This window comes from Henriciella sp. (assembly GCF_049649345.1).
GTDB lineage: Bacteria > Pseudomonadota > Alphaproteobacteria > Caulobacterales > Hyphomonadaceae > Henriciella.
Genome location: NZ_JBARZC010000318.1, coordinates 1 through 8813, shown reverse-complemented (window position 1 = coordinate 8813; position 8813 = coordinate 1). Strand labels below are relative to the sequence as shown.

The 8813-nt window shown below is 61.9% G+C and carries 10 protein-coding genes; 4 read left to right on the top strand and 6 right to left on the bottom strand.

Features of this window, described 5'->3' with window-relative positions:
• The coding region (locus WA989_RS08390; protein ID WP_424340050.1) for a type II 3-dehydroquinate dehydratase at positions 1-250 on the bottom strand (250 nt) is incomplete at its 3' end.
• A gap of 61 nt (positions 251-311) precedes the next feature.
• On the opposite strand from WA989_RS08390, the gene thiS reads away from it, so the two are divergent.
• From thiS to WA989_RS08375, 3 genes are all read left to right on the top strand, one after another.
• Positions 312-512, top strand: a complete 201-nt coding sequence (gene thiS, locus WA989_RS08385) for a sulfur carrier protein ThiS (protein WP_424340049.1) — start codon at positions 312-314, stop codon at positions 510-512.
• Between the two features lie 112 nt (positions 513-624).
• Positions 625-1122: an SRPBCC family protein gene (locus tag WA989_RS08380; protein ID WP_424340048.1), complete on the top strand. Its 498-nt coding sequence runs from the start codon at positions 625-627 to the stop codon at positions 1120-1122.
• Between the two features lie 66 nt (positions 1123-1188).
• The gene (locus WA989_RS08375) at positions 1189-1962 is read left to right on the top strand and encodes a thiazole synthase (RefSeq protein ID WP_424340047.1); all 774 of its coding nucleotides are present in this window, start codon (positions 1189-1191) and stop codon (positions 1960-1962) included.
• On the opposite strand, the gene WA989_RS08370 is transcribed toward WA989_RS08375, so the two are convergent.
• The 5 genes from WA989_RS08370 to WA989_RS08350 form a co-directional block, all read right to left on the bottom strand.
• The gene (locus tag WA989_RS08370; RefSeq protein WP_424340046.1) at positions 1963-2709 is read right to left on the bottom strand and encodes a DsbA family protein; all 747 of its coding nucleotides are present in this window, start codon (positions 2707-2709) and stop codon (positions 1963-1965) included.
• 107 nt (positions 2710-2816) lie between these two features.
• Entirely contained in the window at positions 2817-4175 is a 1359-nt protein-coding gene (locus WA989_RS08365; RefSeq protein ID WP_424340045.1) for a M48 family metalloprotease, read from the bottom strand.
• 81 nt (positions 4176-4256) lie between these two features.
• Complete coding sequence (locus tag WA989_RS08360) at positions 4257-5273, bottom strand: ABC transporter ATP-binding protein (protein WP_424340044.1); 1017 nt, start codon at positions 5271-5273, stop codon at positions 4257-4259.
• Positions 5270-6853: an ABC transporter permease gene (locus WA989_RS08355; protein ID WP_424340043.1), complete on the bottom strand. Its 1584-nt coding sequence runs from the start codon at positions 6851-6853 to the stop codon at positions 5270-5272. Before WA989_RS08355 ends, WA989_RS08360 begins: the two co-directional genes overlap by 4 nt.
• A gap of 50 nt (positions 6854-6903) precedes the next feature.
• The gene (locus tag WA989_RS08350) at positions 6904-7977 is read right to left on the bottom strand and encodes an extracellular solute-binding protein (protein WP_424340042.1); all 1074 of its coding nucleotides are present in this window, start codon (positions 7975-7977) and stop codon (positions 6904-6906) included.
• A gap of 148 nt (positions 7978-8125) precedes the next feature.
• Between WA989_RS08350 and WA989_RS08345 the strand changes: the two genes are divergently transcribed.
• On the top strand, positions 8126-8813 hold a 688-nt coding region (locus tag WA989_RS08345; RefSeq protein WP_424340041.1), incomplete at its 3' end, for an FAD-dependent oxidoreductase.

Below are 8813 nucleotides of genomic sequence, written 5' to 3'. Positions count from 1 at the left end.
GTGCAATGGACGTGTGGGTATAGGCGCCTGCATTGAGGATAAGGGCGGCGGCCGCGCGATTGGCCTCCTGCACCCAGTCCACCAGTTCGCCTTCCGAATTGGTCTGACGGAACTCGATCGGACGGTTTCCGGCCGCCTCATTCAGCGAATCGCGGATGTCATCCAGCGTCTCGTGGCCGTATATTCCAGGCTCACGTGTGCCCAGAAGGTTGAGATTCGGGCCATTCAGGACATAAATCGGCTTCGTCATGGCGACGGTCTTGCGCTGGTTTCGCTGGCAAGGCAAGCCGTTGTCGAACAGGAGCAACGCGATGCAGGTATTCGTCAATGGCGATCCGATGGAGATCGAGGAGGGCGCGAGCGTTGCCGATCTGGTGACCAAGCTCACAGACGATCCGCGCGGCATGGCGATTGAGCGCAACCGTGAGATCGTGCCGAAGTCACGCCATGGCGAAGTGATGCTCGAGGCGGGCGACAGGCTGGAAGTCGTCCAGTTTGTCGGCGGCGGCTGATCGCCCGCCTGCGCTGCTTTCCGCAAGGGCGTATCTTTCTGAGGATCAGTCCGGGTGCTAGCTGAACGGCACATACGCACGGCGCATATCAGGTTCAGAGGGAGAGCAGCTCATGGCGAAAGATCCGAAAAAGCTTGAACAGGTCGGTGAGGATTTCCTGGCCGACAGGTCGAAGGTCAAAACCGTCAGCCATGAGTTTCCCTTCCCGCCAGAAGTGGTCTGGGCCGCGTTACTCGACGGTGAGACGTGGACCAAATGGCTGCCGATCACCAGGGTCGAATGGACCTCTCCTCAGCCTTTCAGAGTCGGCACGACACGAACTGTCTGGATCGGAAAACAAGTCGTCGATGAGTATTTTTTCGCCTGGGAGGACAACAAACGGATGGCGTTTCGCTTTGACCGGACGACCTTGCCGGTGAAGGCTGCTGTTGAGGATTACCAGGTCCATGAGACAGAAAATGGCTGCCGGCTGGACTGGTATTTCAGGGTGAAAGCGCCCTTCCTTCTCGGGCCGCTGATCTCAGGGCAGATGACCTCAGGCCTCAAAAAGGGCCTGCCGCAACTGGAAGCCTACATTCGCGACAATCCGGCGAAATTCGGCGTAGGCTGATCGCGCATACCTGTTCTGTCACTGCAGGCCTAGCGTTTCGCCCGATAGTCGCCTACCAAACGGGCCATGACAGACGACACATTTCAGATCGCCGGACGGACATTCACTTCCCGTTTGATCGTCGGCACAGGCAAATACAAATCCTACGCCCAGAACGCAGAAGCGGCTCGCGCAGCCGGCGCCGAAATGGTGACGGTGGCCCTACGGCGTGTGAACTGGTCCAATCCAGATGAAGACCGGCTGCAGGATCATGTGAAGCCGGACGAGTTTACCTATCTACCAAACACGGCCGGCTGCTTTACCGCAGATGAGGCTGTCCGCACGTTGCGCCTGGCGCGTGAAGCGGGCGGCTGGGATCTGGTCAAACTCGAAGTCCTGTCTGACCAGAAAACGCTCTATCCGGACATGGAAGAGACGCTTGCCGCCGCAAAGGCGCTGATCGCAGATGGTTTTGAGGTGATGGTCTACTGCTCCGACGACCCGGTCTATGCCAGGAAGCTCGAAGAAGCAGGCTGCTGCGCAATTATGCCGCTCGGTTCGCTCATCGGTTCAGGCCTCGGCATACAGAACCCGCTCAATATCCGGCTCATCGTCGAGCAGGCCCGCGTACCTGTGATCGTCGATGCGGGGGTTGGTACGGCCTCGGATGCAGCGATGGCCATGGAGCTGGGCTGCGACGGCGTTCTGATGAACACGGCCATCGCCGAGGCGAAGGACCCCATCGGTATGGCGCGCGCCATGAAGCATGCCGTGATCGCGGGGCGGGAAGCGTACCTCGCTGGCAGAATGGGCCGCAAACGCTATGCAGACCCGTCCTCGCCGCTGGCAGGGCTTATCTGATCAGCCCACCTCTGCGAGCGCTTCGCGGATCGCTGCATTGACGCCGGCTTCATTCGCGCCGGAGACAAAACTGTCGCCGACAAAGAAGGCCGGTGTCCCATTGACGCTTAGCTTGCGGGCGAGGCTCTTATTGTCTGCAACGACTTTTTGAAGGCGGACAGAGCCCATATCGGCGCGCATCTTGTCGACGTCGACGCCGGCGCGTTCAGCGGCTGCATCAATATCGTCTGCATCAAAGCCGGTCGAATTGTCGAGCGTCATCAGCTCGCTGTGCATTTCAGCGTATTTGCCCTGTTCGCCAGCGGCGAGCGCGGCGAGCGCGGCCTTTTCGCTTTCAGCCGTCAGGATTGGAAATTCCTTGAAGACCACGCGGACATTGCCGTCATAATCGTCGGGCAGAGCCATCGTCCAGTCGAGCGAGCGCTTGCAGTAGCCGCAGCGGTAATCGAAGAATTCGACAACTGTGATTTCGGCATCGTCCGGGCCGACTGAATAGTCTGCGTCGCTGTTGAAGATCGCGTCGCGATTGTCGTCGATCGCCTGACGGACAGCGTCTTCCTCGGCAGCGGCCTGCTTCTGTGAGAGCGCGATCAGCGCTTCCTCGATGATTTCAGGGTTCTCGAGAATATAGTCGCGAACGATCTCCTGAACGGCTTCCTTGTCGGTGGCATCGACATCTCCCTGCGCGCAGGCTGGTGTCAGGGCGATGAGAGCGAGAGCGGTGAGCGGAGCAAATTTACGGGTCATGGCATGGCCTCAGGCGAGTGATTCGAAGGGGTGTTTATAAGACTAATAAGTTGACATCGCCTCAACTGCGAGCGCCGGTCTGCTGACAAATGCGTGATGGCGATGGCTTAGCCGCGGCGCCAATAGTCGCGGTTCTCTGGCAGGGCAGGGTCGGTGACATTGCGGATATCGGCCGCGCGGCGCGCTTCGAACGAGCCCTGTGGCAGATCCTGCAACGCCCGCTGGGCGAAGATATAGGCGCGCTGATAGTCACCGATATGGTAGGCAGATTCTGCTGTGGCGAGTTCAGCTTCCGGGCGCTCGCCCTGCTTTTCCAGCGCGATGGCCAGCTGCGACCAGGCGAAGGAATTGTCAGGCTCCTTGATCAGTGCATCGCGCAGGGCTTCTTCACCGGCATCGAGATCGCCCTCCTCGCCGCGTGCGATAAGCGACCGAGCATAATTGATCAAAAGCAGGGGGTGGTCGGGCAGGTATTGGAGCGATTTGGCGTGGGGTTCGACCGAGTCGGCCGCCTTGCCCATTTCGAACAGGGCCTGCCCCTTGAGTTCCCAGTAGTAAGGGTTTTCCGGGAATTCCTCGAGCAGGGAATCGATCTCTTTCAGGGTCGCGGTCAGATCGGCTGACTGCATGGAGGCGATGGCGCGCGCGTAGCGGGCCGCTTCACTGTCATCGCCGATCGGATATTTCTGGTAGACCCGTGCCAGCGGCTCGAGGAAGCCGATCAGTTTGGCTTGCATCAGGTCGAACTCGCGCTGGGTCTTGGGATCTGTCGGCACATCCATCAGGCCGGTATCCTGGGCCAGCGAACGTGTCGTTCTGATCCGGTCCGAGGCTAGCGGGTGGGAGCGGAAATAGGGAAAGCGGCGAGCCTCGGAGAGCACTTCCTGGTAGCGGTACTTCTCAAAGAATTCGACGATGCCGGCGGGCGACTCGCCAAGCTGCGAGAGATAGGAAATTGCAGCGGCGTCTGCGGTCGCTTCCTCAGCGCGCGTGTGAACGAAGAAATTGAGCGCCGCAAATTGCTGGGAGCTTGCGATAAGGGCCGCGCCGGCATCCCCGGCTCCGGCTGCAATGGCGAGCACACCAAGACCGATAGAGACGAGTGCAGGCCGGCTGGCGACGCTGGCTGCCCGGCTCCGCGAGACTGAGTGACCACAGGCGATGTGGCAGGTCTCGTGCGCGATGACGCCTTTGATCTGGCCCGGCGTTTCAGCCGCGATAATCAGGCCGGTATGCAAGTGTATGCGCTGACCGTTCGCGACGAAGGCGTTCAGGCTCGGATCATTGATGATATAGAGACCGACATCGCTCGGTGTCAGCCCTGCAACCTCCAGGATCGGGTCCGTCCACTCGCGCAGCGTCGTCTCGATTTCAGCATCGCGAATGAGGCTTTGGGCATTGGCGCCTGCGATCGTTGCCAGACCGATGAGGCTGAAGAAAGCGGCCCTTAAGAAGCGAAAAGTCATAAAGATGTCCCGTCTATCGTCGCAGAACCTAAGCAAAGAATGCGGCAAAGGCGAGACGCGAAGCTGCCGATAACTGAGATGTCAGCTGTCATCATCCGGCAGGATAAATGCAAATTCCGGCGACAGGGTCGCGCGGATTTCATTGCCCGCAACGGGCTTGTGAGGCCCCATGGCGACGGCGGAAAACACCGCGCCGGTCTCGCTTTCCAGCTTCAGCTCGATCAGGGTCGATGTGCGCTGTGAGCGGACGACTTTGAAGCTCGCCTCGCCGTCCGGTGACAGCCGGATCGCTTCAGGCCGCACGCAATAGGTCTCTGCCTCGGGCAACGCGCTGCGCCAGGCCTCCGGTAACAGGTCGCGGCGAATGCTCTGCAGCGGGCCGAGCGCGCGGGCGACGGATAGTGTGCCCGGATGCATGTAGAGCGCCTCGGGCGTGTCCTCCTGCAGGATCCGGCCGTGTTTCATCACAGCGATCCTGTCCGCATCACGCATCGCTTCAGAAGCGTCATGACTGACCAGCAGGGCCGGAATGCCGGCGCTCGCGACCGCGTCGAGCGCGATCCGCCGCACTTCGCTCTTGAGGGTTACGTCAAGGCCGGAGAAGGGCTCGTCCATCAGGATGGCGACCGGCTTTGCGGCAAGCGCCCTAGCGATGGAGACGCGTTGCTGTTCGCCGCCTGAAAGCTGGTGCGGAAAAGCTTCGGCGCGGTGCGACAGGCCGAGCCTGTCGAGCCATTCGAGCGCAATCTGCTTGCGGTCCGACTTCTGCTTGCGCGACAGGCCGAAACCGACATTGTCGATCGCATTCAGATGCGGGAAGAGGGCAAAATCCTGGAAGATGAGCCCGATATGGCGGTCTTCAGCGGGGATCTGGATCGCCTTTGACGATAACAGGTTATCGCCAAGGCGGATCTCGCCTGATGTTAGCGGTTCAAGGCCGGCCAGGAGGCGCAGCAGGGTGGACTTGCCGGCGCCCGAGACGCCAAGCAGCGCCGTGATCTCGCCGGGGTGCAAGGTCAGCGTGGCATTGTTCACCACAAGCTTGTCGCCATACTGGCGCGAGACGCCAACGGCACGGAGAGGGGAAATGCCGCTCATCCTGCCGCCCTGGCTTGCCCGGCCCTGGTCATCTGCACCGACAGCAGAATGACCGGGATCAGCCCTGCGGCTGTGATGAGGAGCGATGGCAAGGTCGCCGCGGCAAGCCGCTCATCGCTGGCATAGGCATGGGCCTGCACCGCCAGCGTGTCCCAGTTGAACGGGCGCAGCATGAGCGTTGCCGGCAGCTCTTTCAGCATTTCGACGAACAGGATGATCGCGGCCGCCGAAGCCCCCGAGAGCGCAACAGGCAGGTCGACGCGCATGAGGCGCTGGAAACGGTTCGCCCCAAGGCTGCTTGCGGCATAGCCGAGATTGGCCGGCGCGCGAGAGAAGGCCGCGCTCAGGGGTTCGGCCCCTGCGGCGGTAAACCGGCTCGCATAGATCCAGACAAGCAGGATGAGAGCGGCAGGCCCTGCCACCGAAAAGCTCGTCCAGGACAGGATGAAAAGCGCGCCAAGCGCCAGCACGATCCCCGGCGCGGCATAGCCGGCGCCTGCCGCGATCCGGCCTAGCAACTGGCCTACCCGGTTCTGCCGCGCGCCAATGACGACAGCGAGCGCGAGGAGAAAGGCGAGCGCTGAGCCCGCGGTGGCAAGAATGATCGAGTTCATGAAGGGCCGCCAGACGACACCATGGCCAAGGCCTGTCTCTAGGCTGAGCCAGAGAAGGCGGCTGACCGGCAGGATAAAGGCGAGCGCGAGGGTCGCAGCGCAGCCTGCCGTTACCAGAAGGCCCTTGCGGCCGGAGAGCGTCTGCCGGCGCGGGGTCCGCCAGCGTGTGGCGGTCTGCTGCGTGCCGCCCTTGCCGCGCGAGGCGCGCTCGATGAATTGCAGGCCAAAGGCGATCAGGATGAGGAGGAAGGCGAGCCGCGCCGCAACAGCCGGTTCGCTGAAGCTGTGCCACGCCCTGAAAATGCCGACGCTTAATGTTTGCACGCCGAGATAGCTGGCCGCGCCATAGTCTGCAGCCGTCTCCATGAGCGCGAGGGCAAGGCCTGCGAAAATGGCGGGGCGGGCAGCCGGCAAGGCAACGGTGAGGAAGATCCTGCGTGGAGACGCCCCAAGGCTGCGCGCCGCTTCAATCGTGCACAGCGACAGATTGGAAAAGGCCGCGCGCGCGGTCAGATAGGCATAGGGAAACAGCGCGCAGGCGAGCACGAAGGAGAGGCCGGGGACCGAATAAAGGCTCGGGAACCAGTAATCGCGTGCCGAGAGGCCTGTCGTGTCGCGCAGGAGGGACTGGACTGGGCCTGCAACATCCATGATGTCGGCCCATGCATAGGCAAGCACATAGCCCGGCGCTGCCAGGGGCAGGATGAGCGCCCATTCAAAAAAGCCGCGTCCGGGAAAGTCGTACAGGCTGACAAACCACGCCGCCGGCACGGCAAAGAGCAGGATGAACAGCGTCGTCAGCGCCAGAACGCCGAGCGTTGTCAGCGTATAGCCCATCAGCTGTGTCGACACGATATGCGCCCAGGACTCACCGCCGCCTCCGATCAGCCCGCTCGTCAAGGCGACGAGGACAGGCGCCCCGATCACCAGAGAGGCGATCAGGGTGATGACCGGCGTGCTGGTCAACCGTCCGCGCAGACTGAAAGGGAGGGAGGAGGTTTGCATCAGGTGCGTAGCTAGTCCCAGCCGGCTTCGTCGAAGATACGCTGGGCTTCAGCCTGATGCTCGCCAAAAACGCTGAGCGGTGTATCCGACGGCTCAATGTCCGGGATCAGGTCGAGCCCTTCAGGCCGGTGCGCGCTGTCCATCACAGGGATTTCCTTGGTCTCGTCAACAAGCAGGCCCTGGCCCTCATCGGTGAGCAGGAATTCCAGGAATTGCAGCGCATTGTCTGTGTTTTCCGCATTCGCCGCGAGCGCGGCGCCAGTGATGTTCACGTGCGCGCCCGAGCCGTCTCCAAAGGTCGGGAAGATGAGTTCGGTTGCGCCAGCGGCGTCTCGCGTCGAGGCAGACCCGCTTTCGGTCATCCGCACCCAGTAATAATGATTTGTGATGGCAACGCCGCACAGCCCGGCTGCTACCGCTTCGATCTGGTCAGTATCGCCGCCTTGGGGCGAGCGCGCCATATTGGTGACAACGGCCTCGGCCCAGGCCTTCGCCTTTTCGGCGCCCCAGCGCTCGATCATCTCGCCCATCAGGGAGAGATTGTAGATATTGGTGGAAGACCGGGCGCAAACCTCGCCTTCGAGCGACGGGTCTGCAAGATCAGACCATTCATCGACCTGGTCGGGCTGAATGCGCTCGGGATCATAGGCGACGCCGCGGATCCGGCGAGCGAGGCCGACCCATTGGCGCTTGTCATCGATAAGGCGCGCTGGGATCCGGCTTTCGAACTCGCCCTCGGGAAGGGCCTGCGTCAAACCAGCATTCTCAAACCGCCAGAGCGCGCCGGCATCAGAGGCTATGATCAGGTCAGCCGGGCTGTTTTCGCCTTCAGCCTTCATCGTCTCAAGCAGCTGGTTGGCGCCGGCTTCGCGGAACAGCACGCGGATGCCGGACTGGCGCTCGAACGCCTCATACATCAGCCGGTCAGAATCATAGTGCCGGGCTGAATAGATGCGGAGAGTCCCGTTCGTGCCGGGCTCGATTTCAGGAGACGGCTCAGTGCCGCCGCCTGTCGAATTCGGGGAACACGCCACCAGTGCCAGCGCGAGACCCGTCATGCAGAGAAAAGGTTTCATAAGAGACATGTAGTGGCTTTCTCACAAATGAGAAGCATTCGCAACTGGGCGGGTCAGAGTGTCACAAGCAGGGGCGCGTCAATACGCCTTGCCTGAGAGTCCGGCTGGTGACGCGGCGGCGCGGGGCCTATATCGGAAAACAGTCTCAGGAGGCATCATGTCAGAGCTATCAGCCATGAGGGTCGGCGTCGCAGGGGCGGGCATTATCGGCCTGTCCTGCGCCTATGAGCTTCTGCGCCGGGGCCATAAGGTCACGCTGTTTGATGGGCGGCATGCCAACGCCTCGACGAGCTGGGCGGCCGCAGGCATGCTTGGCCCGGCCTATGAAATGTTCCTGCACGAGGAAGAGGCAGAATCAGGCCTCGGCGATCTCTGCTTTGAGAGCGCAGGCCTCTGGCCGGGATTTGCCCGCGCCGTCCAGGAAGACAGCGGCCTGCCAGTCGGCTATCGCAGGGACCCGACCCTGGCGCTTGCCAGAAGCGGCGGTGAAACCGCGGCGCTGGACGCGCTGAAGTCAGCGCTCGCTGAACGCGGCGAAGTCGCACGCTGGCTGATCCTGCAAACCGCGCGGGAACGATTTGGGCTTTCGCGTGACGTGCGCGGCGTTCTGGAAATCGAGAGCGATCATCAGGTCGACAACCGCAAATTGCTGACCGCGCTCCGGTCTGCTGTGCAACAGATGGGCGGGCAGCTCATCCGGGAAGATGTCGTTTCTCTTGAGGACGCGCGTCAGAAATCTGGAACTGGCAATCTCACCCAACTCGTCTGGGCGCGCGGCCGCGAGGAGACAGGGGTCAGCGCGTGCGTGAAAGGTCAGGCGCTGTCGCTTGAGCGCCAGCCTGGAC